Raw genomic sequence first — 17,378 nt, forward strand, 5'->3', positions numbered from 1 at the left:
ATCGACTTCCCCACCCTCACCATTTCCGGCAAAATTGCTACGCAAAGAGGGCGTTAATCAGCCACCTTCCGGCCTCATAACTGCCCTCCTACGCTACCCGCCAAGCGCTGCTATACGCTGCAACAACGGTTCGCTATATCTGGACCATACCATGGATGCCTCTCTACCGATGACATCCGCATGACGTACCGACCCCATCCCACCATGCCAGCGATATGCGGTATGTGGCTCGTTCAGATACGGAAAACGATGACCGTTCAGAATAATACGCAGCCAGAGATCCAAATCATGCGTATAAGGCAACAGCTCATCGAACAGACCGACCCCGCTGAACAGATCCTTGCGAATCATGACGGTACAGCCATTCACCGGATTGCCGTTAACGAACAATCGCAACCAATCCAGATCGGCCATCGGTGCAGGTCCTGCGTTCAGCTTGGTCGCGGCAGAATGTTCATTAATATAATGAAAGTTTGTATGCGAGACAAGCACATTCTCGCGTTGCATAAACGCAAGCTGATGCCGGATTTTATCAGGGTACAGACAATCATCCGAACTAAGCCAAACCACATATTCACCTGAGGCATGGCGGATGCCATGATTAAGTGCCGAAGCGGTACCTCCATTGCTTTTGCCAAGCACATTAATATAGGGAAGATAAGGCTGAAGCAGCTCCGCATGCCGGGTAGAGCCATCGTTCACAACAATGATCTCCACTTCAGGATACGTCTGGTTTAGCGCACTCTGAATTGCCTGAGGTACATAAGGGCAGTTGTAGAACGGAATGACAATGGACACTCTTGGACTCAACTTGTCGTCCTCCCTTGCTGGGCACGAACATCACTCAGAATATCCTGTAACGATGTGGCAAATGGAATTAGCGGCTTCCAGCCAAGCTTGCGCAGCATGGATAATTCCTCCTGTTTCCCCGCACCATCCGGACCGGAAGACGCCCCATCCCAGCGAACAGGCACTTCTGCTTCTGTCATGGACAACAGCAGATCTGCAATTTCACCAAGACTACGCTCGACTCCGGACACCACTGGATATACCGTACCGCTAGCCCCCTTTACCAAGAGGGTCGCATATGCTCTGACCGCATCTCTCACATCCAGAAAGTCACGGGTACTGTCCCGTCCAGACAGACGGAATGCCTCGGTTTTGCCCGCCTGCTCACAGGCAACAACATGACGTGCAAGCAGTGAACAGATGCCAGTGGATGGACCGGCACCAATCAGATTGCCCGGCTCCGCCAGCATAATCTGTTGTCCAAAGAGCGACATCCAAGACAAAGACACCATCTCTTCCAAGGCTTTGCTGAGACTGTATGGATGCGGAGGCTGGGGAATCCGGCCGGGTTCCGGCGTATATTTTAACCTCGATCCCACAATAACAGTTCGTGCTGCCGGACAACTACGCAGCGCATCCAGCAAATACAGCACAGCCATCACATTGGTCTCCAGGACCAGTAGCGGATCTGCCCACGAATCGGGTACGGAATTCTTGCCGGCGAGATGCAGTACATAGTCTGGCTGCACCTCGTCGATCAGGTGACGCACTTGCTGTTTATCATTCAGATCACAGACATGGACTTGGGCTCCTTTACCGAATGAATACACATCCGGTCTCCGGACTACCGCTGCAACCACTGCACCCGCTTCCCGAAAATAAGACACGGCATGTCGCCCGGTAAATCCGGAGGCGCCTGTAATCAATACTTTCTTGCCTGTCAGCTCTGCTCCATCCATAATGCCAGCTCCTTCAGCATTGTAGAATAATCCGGCAGGTCTGTCTTCACATCCTCGCGAGTGGATACCAGCGTACGGTCCTGCACCATACTGTCATCACGCACAATCGTCACATCCTGCTTATCCCAGGTCTGCTTGAACAACACAAGCAGGTCATGCTTGCTGACAGGTACCGGATGCGCCAGGTGGATGAGACCACTAACGGATGAGGCCAGATAATGGTCTACCCATTTGGCCAGCTCAAGCGTGGTCACACCGTTCCAGAATACGCGGGTATACCCGCCTACTTCACCTGTGTTGGACATAAACCATTGCATCAGACCAATGCCACCCTGCCGAATTTCAGGCCCTATAATGGACGTGCGGATCGTCAGATGACCTTCGTCTTGAACTTCGCCAAGTGCTTTGGTGATGGCGTAAGCAGAGGTCCCGTCTGTGACATCATCTTCCCGATATGCTCCCCGGTCTCCGCTGAACACACAGTCTGTACTGATATGAATCAGACGTGCACCAATCTCATCCGCAACCCGCCGCAGACGATGCGGCAGGAAACCATTAATATGATATGCGGTGATTTTGTCCTCATCTGCAAAGCTGTTCAATACACCTACAGCATTAATAATCACATCCGGGTGCACTGCTTCTACCATTCGGTCGACCATGAAGCTGTCGTTCACATCCAAGAGCAGACCATTCGGGTCCGTGACATCCCGAGTTGTATAGAAGACGCTGTGTACACCTTGACGGCGGAAATAGTCGACCAGAATATGGCCGGCCATTCCGTTCCCACCAAGTATCAGCAGTTTCATGACAGGAATCCTCCGCGTTTCAGAATTTCACGAATCTCCTCTTTGGTCATCAGTTGATGTTCGGAACTGAAACTGTTGAAGGAGACCGGAGGGCAATTGTTGTAATGTTCACGCAGTCCCGGGATACCGAGAGTAGGGAGAATAACCAGATACTGCTCATCGTAGACCACAGTGGTCATACTCTCGAATTCACTCATCAGTATTTCATGAATTTTCTCCCCTGGACGAATACCACGTTCCACAATAGCCACATTCTCCACGCCGGAATCCTCAATCAACACCTCAGCAAGATCCACGATTTTACATGTCGGCATCGTCATGACAAAGATCTCTCCGCCCATACTCTCCACCGATGCTTTGAACAGCAGGGTAATGGCGTCCTTGAGGGTAAGAAAGAATCGAGTCATGCTCATGTCCGTGATGGAGACCTGCCCTTTCTGGCGGATCTGATTCTTGAACAGATGCACCACACTGCCGTTTGTTCCCAGTACATTCCCGCCCCGCACCGTAACAAACTTGGTATCACTGTGCAACAAGTTGGCATATACGATTAATTTCTCGCCGATGGCCTTTGTCATACCGTAGAAGTTGGACGGATTGGCAGCCTTGTCAGTCGAGATATAGATGACTTTTTCCACCTTGTTCTCAATAGCCGCCTCGATCACATTCTGTGTACCAATCACATTGGTTTTGAGCGCTTCGTACGGCTGGTCTTCACATACCGGAACATGCTTGAGCGCAGCCAGATGAAACACATAGTCCACATGCTGGCAGGCAGCCGTCAAGGCGTCCTTGTCACGAATATCTCCAATCCGGAAATGAAGACGCGGGTCTTCAAAATCACGACTCATGGCCACTTGGCTGGACTCGTTCCGGGAATACACAATAATTTCTTTCGGCTGCTGGGGCAGCAGTTGAGCCACAAGTTCATAACCCCATGATCCCGTACCGCCAGTCACGAGTATACGCTTATTTTCAAACATGCATTTTCCCTCCAAGCAGAAATTTAACCACTTTACTGGATACATCTGTTGCTTTGTAGCCCTGCGGACAGTCCCAATCATTAGACATCTGCGTCATGACTTTTACACAATCGGCGATGCGTGCCGCATCCAGACCGGAGACCACATTGCTGCCGCAATCCACCGTTTCCGGCCGTTCTGTCGTTCGACGCATAGTCACGGTCGGCACACCCATAATGCAGCACTCCTCCTGTACGGTACCGCTATCCGTAAGTGCACAGCGTGCATGGCGCTCCAACATCACAAAGTCGAAAAATCCAAACGGCTCGTGAAACTCCACCAACGGGTTCATCTCCAGTTGCAGATGCTCCGCAATCCGGATCGCTGTACGCGGATGAATGCTGCAGATCACACGCAACCCGTGTTCCTCTGCAACCTGGTTCAGCCCTGTCATAATCTCCAGCAAATGAGGGGCATGATCGACATTCTCGGCCCGATGAGCGGTAACCAAAAAGTATTGCCCGGACTTCAGCTTCAGCTTTTTGAGGATTTTACTGGAGTTTACCTGTGCGTCATAGTGCTGCATCACTTCATAGATGGGATTGCCCGTGAGCACGATCCTTCTGCTCGGTACCCCTTCGCTAACCAGATGTTTCTTGCTCTGTTCCGTGTAAGGCATATTGATGGTGGAGATCGCATCAATAACTCTGCGATTCTTCTCCTCAGGCACATCCAGATCGAAGCAACGATTGCCTGCTTCCATATGAATAACAGGAACCCCCATGCGCTCAGCCAGCACAGCACATAATGCGCTATTGGTATCACCGAGCAGCAGTAATTTATCGGGTTTCTCCTGCAAGATCAGATCTTCCATCTGCGTAAACATCGAGGACAGCTGCCGTCCCAGAGAGGCCGCTTCATCCTGGAGAACGTAATCCGGTGCACGCAGGCCCATTTCCTTGAAAAAGAGACCACTGAGACTTTCCGTGAAGTTCTGTCCCGTGTGTACCAGAATATGATTGGACGCGTACTGGTCCAGCTTGGAAATGATCAGGCTGAGTCGAATGATCTCAGGTCTCGTACCCAGCACCGTCATGATCTTCATCGTAATCCCTGCCTTCATCTTGTATTGGAACCTTTGCGCCTTACTCGGCTACGTCCCGCCTTGGCAGATTTACGTCTGCGACTAGCCGATTTCCCCATATGTGGACGCGGTCCCTTCGTTGTACGGGGTTTCCCCTTACGTTTGCCAGTTCCCGAAGCTTGTTTCAACCCCTCACGGTCGCGACGAGTATGTGGTGCAAGTGACTTGCGTCGACGTTTCCCCGTTCTACCACCCTGTTGAATGAGCTTTGCAACGGAGCGAGCCGCTGCACCCGGAGCATCGTGACCCAATGCAATCGGAGGTAATGAGGAAAGTGGCAACGCCTGGATGACGCTCAGTGGGAATAAGAGTGCCCGCACTGTAGCAGGTTCCAGAGCCAGTACTGTGCGTAATCCGCCCTCTCCCCATGCGTACACAGGTCCATTCGGAGGCTGGATGTAGGAAAACCATCCGGGAAAACGTAACAACCACTGTGTCACCATCGTATGCAATTTCGTTCGGTAGGTTTCAATCCCGTAGAGCCTTTCCGCTTCTGTCCGATTGCGCCACCCCGTATCCGAGGCAAGCTCGGTATCATTCAGCAAGGTTGTCGCTAATGTGACAAGTGCTTCGGTATCCCCCGGCGGGGCCAGAAAGGCATCACTGCCTACGGATTCCATCAATTCCTTCAGCCCACCTTGGGCAAAGGCGATGACCGGTTTGGCAAAATAGAGACCCTCCAGTGCGGTCATACCAAATCCTTCTTTGACCATGCTCGGAATGACCACGATATCCATGGCGGTATACGCCAGAGATACGTTCTCTTCAAATGTGGTGAAGGTGAATCGGCGCGAATACCCGGATTTCTTCACCCGTGATACACACTCGTCGTAATACTTTTTATCCGATGGAGCACCGATGATCCAGAAGCGACAACGCGAATGCGTTTCACAGATTTTCAGAGCCATATCTACAAAAGGTTTCAACCCTTTGGCATCATATATAAAGGAAGAAATATAACCGATACAGGTCTGTGATGACTTGAAGCCGAGTTCCTTACGCTTGCGCTCACGCAGATGAACCCAGCGGTCCGGTGCTGGTAGCGCAGGTTCCCAGGTCGGCGAAATGACAGTCAGTTTATCACCCATGCCGGCTTCATGAAATGGAGCCACCGCTGTCTCGGATATACCGATAATCCAGTCCGCATAACGGCCAATCATCTGGACCGCCTCGGTTGTATGTTCATTCGAGTGAATGATCTCGGTGATCTTCCAGATGACCGGAATCTGTAGCGATTTCGCCACAACAGCCGGCATCACATTGACGCAGGTGTTCGTTAGCACCATGTCAGGCGCGGTTTCCCGAATCAGGGAGACCGCCTCCTGATACGCTGGTGTATGGCGAAGATGCTCCGCATCGTCTGCAATGCCCCGGTAAGGTGTGTACACACCGTGAAGCATCGGCAGATTGCATATTTTGACCTGAATGCCGAATCTTCGTGCAAGCCCCGCAAGCTTCCCCTCCTGCGGAACTACGAGCACACAATCAAATATCGAACCGATCTCCCTCATAAAATGAAGCAGCAGCTTCTCCGCGCCCGTAATGCTGCGGGTGTTGCACACATGGGAAAACAACATCAGCTTTGGTTTCATTGCCATGGCCGCACGGACCCTGTAAGCGGACATCCCGATACAGGGTACTGTGCACACCTCCTCCCGGCCAAAATTAAGGGAATATGATGGTTAACATTTCATTAATTCTTTTGCCGTACGTGTGGTCTTTCAGTGTACGTTCGAGCCCTCGAAGTGCAATCTCACGACGTTCTTTCTCATGAGCAAGGTAATATTCCACTTTGTCGAGCAACTCCTGCGGGGAGGAATACGTCTCGATCTCCACACCTGGTTTGTAGAAACGCGCAATGTCATCCCGTGCATCAGTCAGCTGTAGCGTGGTGGATGCGGCAATTTCAAACGTTCTCGGGTTCGGTGAAGCTGGCGGGATTTTGAGGTGATTGTTATTGACCGAGTCATCTTCGTGGGACCGATGCAGGTTGATGACAATTTTGGTGCCATTGTACACATCGTTGGTCTCCTGCGGACTCATCCAGCGGCCGAGTTCAATCTTCTCGCCATAGGCGGTGTAGTCAGGCAGACGATCCCACCAGATGCCGTTAAATACGGTATTGTGTGACATCAGCTGAGCCATGATCGGGTTGAAGAAGTACACCCGGTTCCAGTAGGCCGAGCCGATAAAGCTGACATCTCTTTTTAATGGGGAAGGGGTTGTAATTGGGAAGTAATGATTGGTGAAGGCGGCAAAAGGAAGGTAGTGAACCGATGCACAACCAGTTTGGCGGTACAGTTCAACACAGTTCAGTTCCAGTGTGAAGATATGGTCAAAATGATGCACGATCTCCAGCGTCATATCTGTATAGTACGGATCATCCGTGAGCCAGATCGCTGTCTGAATGCCTGCTTGGCGAATTGCATCGATATGCTCGATGGGAATATCCATTCCGTCCAGCACAAGCACCAGATCAGGGCGCGTTTGCAGCGCAATCTCGGAAACCGGTTGACGCGGATCAGACAGGGTTACCTGAGCTACCATGCCCTGCAGTGTGGCCATAATGGCCTCATCCAGTGGAGAATATGGGAAGCCTTTACCCGAAGATACATACAGCACGTGAAGCTGCCGGAAAGGCAATGGTTCTTGTGCACAATTCACAATATAGTTGGCGCGACCGCGCAGATATCCTTCTTCCTTACCCGCGTCATATCCGGCATGTTGCCCATTTTTACGTGCTTGATCTGCCAAGCTGAGTACGGGTGCATGAACCTTTTTGGTTTTACGGTGTTTGAGAGACATACCGCCACTCCTTTATTTTTGGGATAGGATTCTCGTTGTGCTGTACTTCAGATGGGGATGAGGATTGGGATTACAAATGTTCCAGCAACTGAGCGATGCGGCGAGTGAACGTGTGCTGGTTCATCGTGGTGAGAAGTCCACGCCAAGCCATCGCCTGCCGTTCCTCTTCATGTTTCAGATAATAGTGGATTTTGTGCTGAAGCTCTGCCGCGTTGCTGAACGTCTCGATGTCATAGCCCGGCTGATAATAACGGGGCAGATCTCCACGTGCATCCGTAATCTGCATCGTGCCGCAGGCACTGATCTCATACGTCCGTGGATTAATGGAGCGGCCTTCCAGATGGTGCGTGTTGCGATTGTCTTCCCCATTCTCGCAAGTCCGGTGAATGTTAATGACGATCTTGGCGCCATTGTAATAATCCACGGTCGCTCCGGGGTCAATCCATCCTTCGTGGATGAAACGGCCAAGGACATCAAAGCGTGCCAGCCGGTTCCACTGACTACCCGCGATGAACACCTTTTTGTCCGCCAGAAAAGGGGCCAGCTCATCGAACAAAGCGATCCGGTTCCAGAACCCTGTACCGATAAAACAAATGTCGTACTGATGCTGTGGTGCCGTGCGCCGCGGTTGAAACATGCCTGGATTCACCGCGAGTGGCATATAGATGACCTGGCTCGCTCCATGTCCCAGATAGAAGGGCACCGCGGCCTCTTCATGTGTGAACACGACATCATAGTGCTGACAGAGGGTCGCTGTATCTTCGGTGAAATACGGATCATCCACAAACCATACGGCTGTTCGAATACCGAGTGCACGTATGCCGTTCACCTGCTCCAGATGATCTGCAGGGAATACATGCAGACCATTCATGACGAGCACGACATCGGGCCGATGGTGACTGGCTTCCTGCAACATTGCTGCTGGCGATCCAACAACGCATTCACGTACAGACTGCTGCAGGGCCAAGGTGACACCTTCATCGATGGCATCGAATCCTTGGGGGATATACAGCACTTTCATGTCCCGCAGGGTCGGTTGAAACATCTGCACCCGCTCCATCATGGCCTGACAGCCGCCAAATCTGCGGCCTTCTGCGTATCCGCCGCGGTAAGCCGTTTCCGCTTCGGTCAGCGGACGGTGTCTTCGTTTTGCCACATTCTTCACCCTGTCTTCCTTCAGGAGATCTCATTTCCAGACTCTCCCCGTGATTGGTCTTCCCTCTAAAGGATATGCCTCGGGGTCAGATGCATCATGGACGGGTGTCCTGCAAGGCGCAAAATTGGCGTATGCCCTCCACATCCGCCTGTACGGGCATGTCCGCTTTTGCGGCGATGCAAATAACCCGGAGGGATCTGTCCCCCCGGGCTAACTGTTAGGCAATTATCATTCCATGCAGGAATAATCGTGTCTACTCGGTTACTGTGCTTTGTACGCCAGCTGATGTCCGTCCTCGAATCCCTTGGCGAAACCCGCGTTGAATCCCTCGTTGTACGCCTCGTTGTAGCCCTGGCTGTACGCACTGTCCGGGTTCGGATCGGTAGGGGTAGCCGGGACGAATGGTTGTACGGGCTTCGGACTCCGGTGCCGCCGTACCGTACGTTTCTTTTTTTTGAGCCACGCACTGCGTCCTTTAAGCGGGCGTTTGTGAAGAACACGTTTCGCTTTGAGCGCACGCAGCTTGCGGATTTTACGGAGACGGGCTCCACGGGTTACCAAAGCTCTTTTGGTTCTCAGTCGTATTTTCTTCTTCTTTAACATGTCAACATTCCTCCTGTATGTCCCGAACGATACGAATTGCACACCCGGGGTCTTTGAGCCAGGGCAAGCCAGGCTCCCCATGCTGGATTCGGGCCAGCCTGATTCCCGTAACCATACGAGACATCTCTTCCTGATAGCGACTCAACAAACGAATGTTCTCGGCCAGACTGCGGGCAGATACTTCCGAATGAGCGGATACGCTGGCTACACTGTCCAAAATGCGTGCCAGCGCCTGCTGACTGTGTGCAATAGATTCAATAAGAGCCAGTTTCGCTTCCTGCTCACGCCGCATCAGACTCATTTTCCCATGTCTCCCAGATCCATACCGCCAAACATGCCACCGTCCATACCGCCGCCATCTTCGCTATCGTTCTGTACCATCACCGCTTTGAGATTGTTGCACAGTCCGGTTTCCATCCGGGTCAATCCTTCCAGCAATTCCACCAGCTGATCATGCATTTTGAGTGGCTCTCCGACCTGATCCCCATGCGTCAGAAAGGTATCCCCATTCAGATGATTTAGCGTCCAGTTCCGTACCTTCTCGGCCTCAATCGCTTTTGCCTCCAGGATCAGGGCAATATTCCACTGCATCTTGGCTGCTGCGTCCAGCATCAGAATGAGGCTCTGTTCTCTACTCATGTTCCTTCACCCGCCTTCCGGGCTTATTCTTCCTCTTGAACCGCGATCTCCCGCATGACTTGGGTCAGCGTTTCGGCTACAGCCTCTTCCAGATCTGCAAGGCCTCCCAAGTAAGAGATAATGCTTTTGTTGATTTGCCCCGAGCTATCCAGCAGACCGTCAACGCCATCCAGCTCCGGTTCGATATCTGGCAAATGATTAATGATTTCAGACATGCGTACAGCGACTTGGCGTTTGGCATCCAGCACACGTGCAATCTGCTGGTGAGAGTGTGCAATATGTGTGATGATTTCATCGATTTTGCTCTGCATGGTCCTCCTCCTTACCGTCACGGCCTGCTTCACCCATAGAAAAACCCGGCCTATCAGCATTTGCCTGTTACAGCATATGCCGGGCCGGGATCGTCAGTTACTACAGCTTGCGCCTATATCGTCAGATGACATAACTCCAATCAGAAGAATATCGACTGAGGAATTGGCGAGTACGTTCCTGTTTGGGATGCACAAATACCTCTTCCGGTGTTCCTTCCTCCACAACGGAGCCTCCATCCATGAAAACAACCCAATTCGCCACCTCACGGGCAAAATCCATCTCATGGGTAACCACAATCATGGTAATTCCTTCTTGAGCAATGGAGCGGATGACAGACAATACCTCACCCAATAGTACGCGAAAAAGCCATCCCCAAAACCGATTGGTGGATGACTTCTTCATGTATGAATATCATTGAATTATACTATTTTGGCGGTACACCACGTGGTGTTTTACACGACCATCTATCTGCGACTCGCCCATTTAATTTTACGTGCGACTTCCAATCGCTGTAATTGCAAGAGCCCGATCCGTTCTTCAAACTTCTTGCGTTCATCCGTGGAATGAGCGGCATGAATCTGGTGGCAAAGACCTGTCAGTTTGCTGTTGATGTAATCAAACCGTGTCCATAATTCCTCTTCAGGTGTGCGCTGCTGCTCCGTCGCCGTCTGAAATATTTTGAGTTGGTGGATAAGGGATTGCTGCCATTCCTGATCTTGAATTTGGATGGCAAAATGCAAAAGATCCAGATAGTCATCGATTTGCAACGATACGCCGCAATCAGGTTTAGTATTCATCGTCGTCTCTCCTTATTTCAGTACTTGGCTGGAATCAGTTACTTCTATCTTACAGGAACAAGCCCACTGAAAGCGAGTGCTGAACGATTAAATTTCGGGATTTTTTTTATTTTTTTATGTTAAAAAAGCTTTACATTTCTATTAGGGCTAATTCGGTTAACTATTTAATATTGGTGCATATTAAATTGGTAATAAAAACCCGCATTAAGGAAGAATCACTTTCCTTAACACGGGTTTTTCGTCATGTTTCTTTACATAATATAGGTTCTCACAAAATCAATCATTTTTGCCATCCCGCTGCTGTCTGGTCATTAGTAACATCAGAAAAGAGATGATGATAATGGAAACAGTCCACGCCCAGGCCATGGTCTGATTGCCCGAATCCACAGCGACATAGATCGCCGTCGGTACCGTTTGCGTTTTGCCTGGAATATTACCTGCAATCATCAGTGTCGCTCCAAATTCCCCGAGTGCCCGGGCAAAGCCCAGGATGAAGGCGGTCATCAATGCTCTTCCTGCAAGCGGCAAGGAAATGTAACGGAAAACCTGCCACTCATTAGCCCCAATCGAGCGTCCCGCATCTTCCAGATCCCGATCCACACCGCCGAATCCTGATTTCATGGTCTGATAGACGAGCGGAAAAGCAACAACTACCGAAGCTATCACCGCAGCCCACCAAGAGAAAATAACAGGCGCGGAGAATATCGCTTCAATCCATTGTCCTAACAGGCTCTTACGTCCCAGTATGACAAGCAACAGAAATCCGACCACCGTCGGGGGAAGTACCAGTGGCAACATAAATGCCGTTTCCAGCAGAATTTTCCCCCGGAATGAAGTGCGCGACATTTTCCAGGCTACGGCGATTCCCAGCACAGTGGCTACCACACTGGATAACAACGCAACTTGAAGTGACAGACGCACCGGTGACCAGAATACCGACCAATCTATTGCGTTGACATTCATTCGGAAATAGAGAATCCGTATTTCGTGAAGATATCCAGTACTTCAGGGGTTTGCAAGTAAGTATAGAATTGTTCGGCTTCTGTGCGGTGTTTCGTTCCTTCAATAATACCTACCGGATAATTAGCGGGTGTGTAGTTATTCTTGTCTACCTCAAAAGCAATTTTTACCTGATCCGAAGTAAGCGCATCTGTTTTGTATACAAATCCTGCATCTGCATTACCTGTCTCTACATATTGAAGAACCTGTCTAACGTCTTTCCCCTGTACAAGCTTGCTTTCCAGTTGATCCCACAGCTTGGCATTCGTCAAAGCTTCCTTGGCATAGGTTCCCGCAGGCACACTTTCCGGAATCCCAATCGCTACCGTCTTGATGGAATCGCTGGTGAGATCCGTTTCGCTGGTCACGGTATTGGTCCCATCTGCTGGCACAATCGCCACCAGTGAATTCTGTAGCAGATTCTTCTGATCGCCCGATGCAATCAGGTTCTCTTCCACCAGCGCATTCATATTTTTCGTTGCCGCCGATACAAAGATATCAGCTGGTGCACCCTGTTCAATCTGCTGTTGCAAGGCACCCGATGCGCCAAAGTTGAAATTCAGTTCTATATTGGGATTGGCTGTTTCAAAATTAGCTTCTATTTCCTTCATGGCATCGGTCAGACTGGCCGCGGCAGAGATCGTCAGATCTACCACTTCCTGCGGATCGGTGTTGCCTGCTGATGTCGCTGTCGTTGAAGTCGTTTGTTCTGCACCCGTGGATGTATCCGTAGTGCCCGTACTTGCGCCACAACCAGCCAATACAAGAGCTAGTCCCAGTGACATACTTCCTAATACATATCCGATTCTCTTTCTCATTCATTTATCCCCCAATGTTATGTTTAGTTATAACTAGTTATAATTGATTATATCTAATTATACACAAGACGAATAAAATAGGAAGGTGATTTTAATCACATTCGCTTTTTGTTGCCTGTTCTATGCGCTTCTTTCATGTTCTCAGGTTTATGGCATCCATCAATTAATGGTATAGTACAAGAAACATTCCATTACGATGAATGATCTATTCACATGAATTACATGATATTACGCTGATGTAATATAACCATAGTTGCTCTATACCTTTGAAGGAGGATCTTCACTTATGACGGAGGAGCAATCCTACACAACCGAAGAGATATCCAAACTACTCAAAATATCGAAACTGACGGTCTATGACCTGATTAAAAAGGGAGACCTCGTCGCATACCGTGTGGGTAAACAAATGCGGATTGATGCAACGGATCTGGAAGCATATAAACGTCGCTCCAAACAACTTCAATCCCCAGGTCAGCGCATCCCGACTGCGGATCAGGTCTCTGCAGCAGGAACTCAACCCGGTCATAGTAATTCCCAGGGTACTTCGGCAAATCAAGTCAGGTCTGCACCCGCGATTGCTCCAGCGATGTCGAGCCATACGATGACAGCTTCACCACGGCATTTGGTCATTACAGGTCAGGATGTCAGTCTGGATATTCTGATGCGACACATGGAGAAACACACATGGGACATTCGTCCGCTCCGCTCGTTCATGGGTAGTCTGGATGGGCTTATCTCAATGTATCGCGGCGAATCCGATCTGGTCAGTACCCATCTGCTCGACGGAGATACCGGTGAGTATAATCTGCCGTATATTCGCAAAATTTTGACGGGACGCTCCTATGTTGTGGTGAACTTGCTGTCACGTCCTGCCGGATTGTATGTACAGCGCGGTAACCCGCTTCATTTGCAGAATTGGACCGATCTGAGCAAGCCTGAACTTCGTCTGGCTAACCGGGAGAAAGGTTCTGGCGCGCGAGTATTACTGGATGAGCAACTTCGGCTGCATGGAATTCCTGCGGCAAATCTAATCGGATATGACGCCGAAGAAACCAGTCACATGGGCGTGGCTGCCAAAGTCAGTTCAGGTGAAGCCGATGTCGGAGTCGGCATTGAGAAGGCTGCGCGACTTGTGGGACAGGTTGATTTTATTCCGCTCGTTCAGGAACGCTATGATCTGGTCATGCTGAGGAAGCAAGGTAATGAAGCCTGGACCGAATCGGTACTGCGAATTCTCCAATCGCCTGAGTTCAGGCAGGAACTGCAATCATTCGAGGGATATGATGTGTCCCGAACAGGCGAAATTTTGTACGAAACATAGTCATACGAAGTACAGACCTTCATTCCAGCCATGTTAAACGTATGAAGCATATGAAGCACATGCTGCATATGCAAAACGCCTTGCAATGGCTGCAAGGCGTTTTGGTTGTTTCTTCTATATATAATCACTCATGAGATGGAAGGATAGGCTGCTCATTGCGGCAGATCAACCTCAAAGATGAATACACCATATGCAGGCATGTTGATCTCATTTTGAAGTGTTGTACCCGATAGTAACTCTTTCGCTTGCTTCTTAAGCTTGATGGGTACTTGTTGATTCGAGTAGTTGAGTAAAAATACATAAGCTTTATCCTCACCAGAACGGATACCAAGTTCAACTTCAGACGGTACCTCTACCAGGTCACCCATTGGTGAAGATAGCCCTATTTCATCTAGAATAGCATCTACGACCGGTTCGTTGTAAGCCGCCCCATAATACCATACCTGTCCCTGACCTACCGCACGTTTGGTCAATGCAGGACTACCTGCATAGTACTCGGATGTATACTCCGCTACGACCTGCACGTCCGGATGCTCCACATGAAGAACTTCGTTAAATCCAGCCGTTGGCGTTCCCTCCTGAAGTCGCTCACTCACTCCACTCCATTGCAGCTCAGCTGCGGGAACGGTTCCTTTGATTAAGGTAAAATCCTCCACGGTTACACCACACAGCTCAGCGACCGCCCCTGGGAACGGTCTCATATAACAATGTCCCTTGAGATCCTTATAACCGGTACGCGCACCGAAAAACAGAGTCCCCCCTTGATTGACATAGGCTTGCAGAAGTTCTGCTGTCTCGTCTGTCATGATGGCCGGGTGAGCATAGATGATTACCTTATATTCAGATAGCTCTTCCAGTGTTGTCGTTGGTTGCAGTGTAACCATATCCGTTGGGATATGACGATACTGGAGCTGCTTATACCAGGAGCGTACGCTCTGTTGCTGAAGCGGACCGTGCCACTCGTCCAATTCCCCGTCCCAGATGTTATCGTAATCCTGCAGGATGGCAACATCAGCTTGATATGTAGTACCCGCAATAACGCTCCCTATTCTGGCAAACTCTTCACCCACTTGTGCAACCTCGCGTACTCTTCTGTTAGGTTGATTATGGTAATCATTTATCCCATGCCAATACATCTCAGTTCCGAACGTTGCCGTCCGCCAGCGGAAGTAGACGAGCAGGTCTGTTCCGTGAAGAACGGATTGATATGACCATAATCGGATCTGCCCCGGTCTCGGAGTGCCCATGCCTATACTATCGACCCAGCCTCCTGGCCCAGACTGTTGTTCCATCACGCAGAAGTTCGGTGACATGTTGCGTACGTTGGACAGTTTCATGCTCCACGCCCGGTCTTGTAACGAGTTGTCGTCTGTCCCCGGGAATATCGTGGCAAACTGCGGATACGAATCATAAGAGAAGAAATCCAACAGATCCTCTGTCATTTCATGATTATCCAAGTGTCCGAATGTACCGTTCGTCGTGATCCAATGATCCGGATCCAGTTCCCGAATAATGCTCACCTGTAGCTTGGCAAATGAAATCGTATTGGCTGATATGAATCTCTTTTCATCTAACGCTAAATGAGGATTGGGCGATGGACTGACCATATTTCGGGTAAGGTGAACTTGCTCCCAGTCGGTATAGGTCTGACTCCAAAAAACGGTTCCCCACGCCTGGTTCAGGTTATCCAAAGACCCATAACGATTCTTGAGCCATTCACGAAAGGCGACATGATCTGCGTCAGCGTAGAACACATCCATATGACAATTGAATTCGTTATCGATCTGCCAGCCAATGAGAGCCGGATGGTCTTTATAGGCAATCACCATATTGCGCACAATTTTTTCACATTGCTGTCTGTAGATTGGGCTGCTGTAGTTGGTATGGCGTCGCATGCCATGTTGATACAATACCCCGTCTTTATTCGCATTCAATACTTCGGGATATTTGGATGTTAACCATGCTGGTGGAGTTGCAGTAGGTGTTCCCAAAATAACGCTCAAACCATATTGATGCGCCAGATCCAGTGCCTTCTGGAAAAAACTAAAATCAAACTGGTCTTCTTCCGGTTCAAAGATCGCCCATGCGAATTCAGCCATCCGAATAACGGTAATATTCATCTCTTTCATTCTACGGAAATCGTCCTCCCACAACGCTTCCGACCAATGCTCAGGGTAATAACAGACCCCCAGTTTCAATTCATCCATTTGGATTGATTTTTCCACCTTCAATTGCCCCCTTAACCTGCCATATTGCCTCCATTCTATTGGAACCTTCACAGATAATAAATGACAAGATTATGCGACTTATAATAAAATATTGTCATCGTCTAAGATTCAAACCACAGTTGACTGAATATATTTCAGTTCGATACATAAAAATATTGCGTTCAAAATGGAGGATGCACGTGAAAGAACATATCTTTCTCCCCAAGCCGGTTTTCCCCAGACATGTATGCTTTCCCGATTTTATGGGAGGGTACAGTGATTTTCCGAAGCATCGTGTGAATCGGGAATATCGAACGAAAGATATCAACTTGGATCATTGCTACAATCTTCACCTTGTACTTGACGGTAAAGGCTTCCTGGATACTGGAACTACTCGTTATGAGCTAACACGTGGACAGGGATTTCTCTATGGCCCTGGTCTCAGACAAACCTACTACTCGGATTCGGATGATCCTTGGAATATTCGTTGGATTCACTTTTACGGCGTTCGTCTCGAAGAGCTGTTAAATGGAAAAGGTGTTGACGAGCCGTGGCTGTTTCAATGTTCCAACTTCCCGGTGATTACCAAGCTGATGGACAGGTTACTGGAGCTAGGAAGAGACTATCAAGTGGAGGACGAGCACAGTGTGGCAGCAACGCTATATGAGCTTCTGACCCGATTGCAATCCGCTGCGAGCCGGATTAATGTTTCTCTCAATCACACTTCAGAACGAATTCGTGAAGCAGGGAATTATATTCGATCCCACAGTAACGAGCACATCACGCTTGACCACGTTGCCAGGATTGCCGGATACAGTACAACATACTTCAGCCGCAAGTTCAGTCAAACGTTTGGCATCTCCTTTCCGGAATTCCTGTTGGAATCCAGGTTACTGCATGCAAAACAACTGCTCGCGACAACCAACCTTTCCATTAAGCAAATTACGCTGGAAACGGGATTCTCACAGTCAAGCTACTTCATCCGATGTTTTAAAACCCAGGAAAACGTAACGCCTATGCAATTCCGTATGATGCACAATCATTCGTTATAGAAACGG

At 49.6% G+C, this 17,378-nt stretch carries 18 protein-coding genes and 1 pseudogene; 2 read left to right on the forward strand and 17 right to left on the reverse strand.

Annotated elements, in window-relative coordinates; translation table 11 throughout:
• Positions 1-93: 93 nt before the first annotated feature.
• The 16 genes and pseudogenes from MHI06_RS23685 to modA form a co-directional block, all read right to left on the reverse strand.
• The gene (locus tag MHI06_RS23685) at positions 94-810 is read right to left on the reverse strand and encodes a glycosyltransferase (RefSeq protein WP_340399300.1); all 717 of its coding nucleotides are present in this window, start codon (positions 808-810) and stop codon (positions 94-96) included.
• A complete protein-coding gene (locus MHI06_RS23690) occupies positions 807-1,748 on the reverse strand; it encodes an NAD-dependent epimerase/dehydratase family protein (protein WP_340399301.1) in 942 nt (313 codons plus the stop codon). Before MHI06_RS23690 ends, MHI06_RS23685 begins: the two co-directional genes overlap by 4 nt.
• Entirely contained in the window at positions 1,730-2,557 is an 828-nt protein-coding gene (locus MHI06_RS23695) for an SDR family oxidoreductase (protein WP_340399302.1), read from the reverse strand. The genes MHI06_RS23690 and MHI06_RS23695 overlap by 19 nt, the downstream gene beginning before the upstream one ends.
• Entirely contained in the window at positions 2,554-3,540 is a 987-nt protein-coding gene (locus MHI06_RS23700; RefSeq protein ID WP_062837867.1) for a polysaccharide biosynthesis protein, read from the reverse strand. Before MHI06_RS23700 ends, MHI06_RS23695 begins: the two co-directional genes overlap by 4 nt.
• On the reverse strand, positions 3,533-4,624 hold the full coding sequence (gene wecB / locus MHI06_RS23705) for a UDP-N-acetylglucosamine 2-epimerase (non-hydrolyzing) (protein ID WP_340399303.1): 1,092 nt from the start codon (positions 4,622-4,624) through the stop codon (positions 3,533-3,535). Before wecB ends, MHI06_RS23700 begins: the two co-directional genes overlap by 8 nt.
• Positions 4,625-4,638: 14 nt before the next feature.
• A complete protein-coding gene (locus MHI06_RS23710; RefSeq protein ID WP_340399304.1) occupies positions 4,639-6,261 on the reverse strand; it encodes a glycosyltransferase family 4 protein in 1,623 nt (540 codons plus the stop codon).
• A 67-nt stretch (positions 6,262-6,328) separates the two neighbouring features.
• Positions 6,329-7,468 (reverse strand): glycosyltransferase, encoded by a 1,140-nt coding sequence (locus MHI06_RS23715; protein ID WP_169480548.1) that lies wholly within the window; start codon positions 7,466-7,468, stop codon positions 6,329-6,331.
• 70 nt (positions 7,469-7,538) lie between these two features.
• Positions 7,539-8,633, reverse strand: a complete 1,095-nt coding sequence (locus tag MHI06_RS23720) for a glycosyltransferase (RefSeq protein ID WP_340399305.1) — start codon at positions 8,631-8,633, stop codon at positions 7,539-7,541.
• Positions 8,634-8,885: 252 nt separating this feature from the next.
• The gene (locus tag MHI06_RS23725) at positions 8,886-9,227 is read right to left on the reverse strand and encodes a hypothetical protein (RefSeq protein WP_264934206.1); all 342 of its coding nucleotides are present in this window, start codon (positions 9,225-9,227) and stop codon (positions 8,886-8,888) included.
• A gap of 1 nt (position 9,228) precedes the next feature.
• A complete protein-coding gene (locus MHI06_RS23730) occupies positions 9,229-9,528 on the reverse strand; it encodes a hypothetical protein (RefSeq protein ID WP_062837871.1) in 300 nt (99 codons plus the stop codon).
• Positions 9,525-9,866 (reverse strand): hypothetical protein, encoded by a 342-nt coding sequence (locus tag MHI06_RS23735; protein WP_017692510.1) that lies wholly within the window; start codon positions 9,864-9,866, stop codon positions 9,525-9,527. The genes MHI06_RS23730 and MHI06_RS23735 overlap by 4 nt, the downstream gene beginning before the upstream one ends.
• 23 nt (positions 9,867-9,889) lie before the next feature.
• Positions 9,890-10,177 (reverse strand): hypothetical protein, encoded by a 288-nt coding sequence (locus MHI06_RS23740; protein WP_017692509.1) that lies wholly within the window; start codon positions 10,175-10,177, stop codon positions 9,890-9,892.
• A gap of 121 nt (positions 10,178-10,298) precedes the next feature.
• Positions 10,299-10,532, reverse strand: a pseudogene (locus MHI06_RS23745) (amino acid ABC transporter ATP-binding protein); the annotation flags it as partial.
• A 110-nt stretch (positions 10,533-10,642) separates the two neighbouring features.
• Entirely contained in the window at positions 10,643-10,975 is a 333-nt protein-coding gene (locus MHI06_RS23750) for a hypothetical protein (protein ID WP_169480550.1), read from the reverse strand.
• A gap of 276 nt (positions 10,976-11,251) precedes the next feature.
• On the reverse strand, positions 11,252-11,938 hold the full coding sequence (modB, locus tag MHI06_RS23755) for a molybdate ABC transporter permease subunit (protein WP_340399306.1): 687 nt from the start codon (positions 11,936-11,938) through the stop codon (positions 11,252-11,254).
• Positions 11,935-12,792: a molybdate ABC transporter substrate-binding protein gene (gene modA, locus MHI06_RS23760; RefSeq protein WP_340399307.1), complete on the reverse strand. Its 858-nt coding sequence runs from the start codon at positions 12,790-12,792 to the stop codon at positions 11,935-11,937. The genes modB and modA overlap by 4 nt, the downstream gene beginning before the upstream one ends.
• 286 nt (positions 12,793-13,078) lie before the next feature.
• On the opposite strand from modA, the gene MHI06_RS23765 reads away from it, so the two are divergent.
• The gene (locus MHI06_RS23765) at positions 13,079-14,113 is read left to right on the forward strand and encodes a helix-turn-helix transcriptional regulator (RefSeq protein WP_340399308.1); all 1,035 of its coding nucleotides are present in this window, start codon (positions 13,079-13,081) and stop codon (positions 14,111-14,113) included.
• A gap of 152 nt (positions 14,114-14,265) precedes the next feature.
• Here the strand turns inward: MHI06_RS23765 and MHI06_RS23770 are convergent, their stop codons facing one another.
• Positions 14,266-16,338, reverse strand: coding sequence for a beta-galactosidase (locus tag MHI06_RS23770; RefSeq protein ID WP_340399309.1), 2,073 nt, complete (start codon positions 16,336-16,338; stop codon positions 14,266-14,268).
• A 176-nt stretch (positions 16,339-16,514) separates the two neighbouring features.
• Between MHI06_RS23770 and MHI06_RS23775 the strand changes: the two genes are divergently transcribed.
• Positions 16,515-17,372 carry an AraC family transcriptional regulator gene (locus MHI06_RS23775; protein WP_340399310.1) on the forward strand — a complete coding sequence of 286 codons (858 nt, stop codon included), beginning with the start codon at positions 16,515-16,517 and terminating at the stop codon, positions 17,370-17,372.
• The last annotated feature ends 6 nt before the right edge of the window (positions 17,373-17,378 follow it).

The organism is Paenibacillus sp. FSL H8-0079 (genome assembly GCF_037991315.1).
Lineage (GTDB): Bacteria > Bacillota > Bacilli > Paenibacillales > Paenibacillaceae > Paenibacillus.

Bases quoted from the DNA above. Each gene is read 5' to 3' on its own strand.
- MHI06_RS23725 (WP_264934206.1), bottom strand. From the start codon at position 9,227: ATGTTAAAGAAGAAGAAAATACGACTGAGAACCAAAAGAGCTTTGGTA.
- MHI06_RS23740 (WP_017692509.1), bottom strand. From the start codon at position 10,177: ATGCAGAGCAAAATCGATGAAATCATCACACATATTGCACACTCTCAC.
- MHI06_RS23730 (WP_062837871.1), bottom strand. From the start codon at position 9,528: ATGAGTCTGATGCGGCGTGAGCAGGAAGCGAAACTGGCTCTTATTGAA.
- MHI06_RS23715 (WP_169480548.1), bottom strand. From the start codon at position 7,468: ATGTCTCTCAAACACCGTAAAACCAAAAAGGTTCATGCACCCGTACTC.
- MHI06_RS23775 (WP_340399310.1), top strand. From the start codon at position 16,515: ATGCACGTGAAAGAACATATCTTTCTCCCCAAGCCGGTTTTCCCCAGA.
- MHI06_RS23710 (WP_340399304.1), bottom strand. From the start codon at position 6,261: ATGGCAATGAAACCAAAGCTGATGTTGTTTTCCCATGTGTGCAACACC.
- modB (WP_340399306.1), bottom strand. From the start codon at position 11,938: ATGAATGTCAACGCAATAGATTGGTCGGTATTCTGGTCACCGGTGCGT.
- modA (WP_340399307.1), bottom strand. From the start codon at position 12,792: ATGAGAAAGAGAATCGGATATGTATTAGGAAGTATGTCACTGGGACTA.
- MHI06_RS23750 (WP_169480550.1), bottom strand. From the start codon at position 10,975: ATGAATACTAAACCTGATTGCGGCGTATCGTTGCAAATCGATGACTAT.
- MHI06_RS23695 (WP_340399302.1), bottom strand. From the start codon at position 2,557: ATGAAACTGCTGATACTTGGTGGGAACGGAATGGCCGGCCATATTCTG.
- MHI06_RS23700 (WP_062837867.1), bottom strand. From the start codon at position 3,540: ATGTTTGAAAATAAGCGTATACTCGTGACTGGCGGTACGGGATCATGG.
- MHI06_RS23765 (WP_340399308.1), top strand. From the start codon at position 13,079: ATGACGGAGGAGCAATCCTACACAACCGAAGAGATATCCAAACTACTC.
- wecB (WP_340399303.1), bottom strand. From the start codon at position 4,624: ATGAAGATCATGACGGTGCTGGGTACGAGACCTGAGATCATTCGACTC.
- MHI06_RS23690 (WP_340399301.1), bottom strand. From the start codon at position 1,748: ATGGATGGAGCAGAGCTGACAGGCAAGAAAGTATTGATTACAGGCGCC.
- MHI06_RS23735 (WP_017692510.1), bottom strand. From the start codon at position 9,866: ATGAGTAGAGAACAGAGCCTCATTCTGATGCTGGACGCAGCAGCCAAG.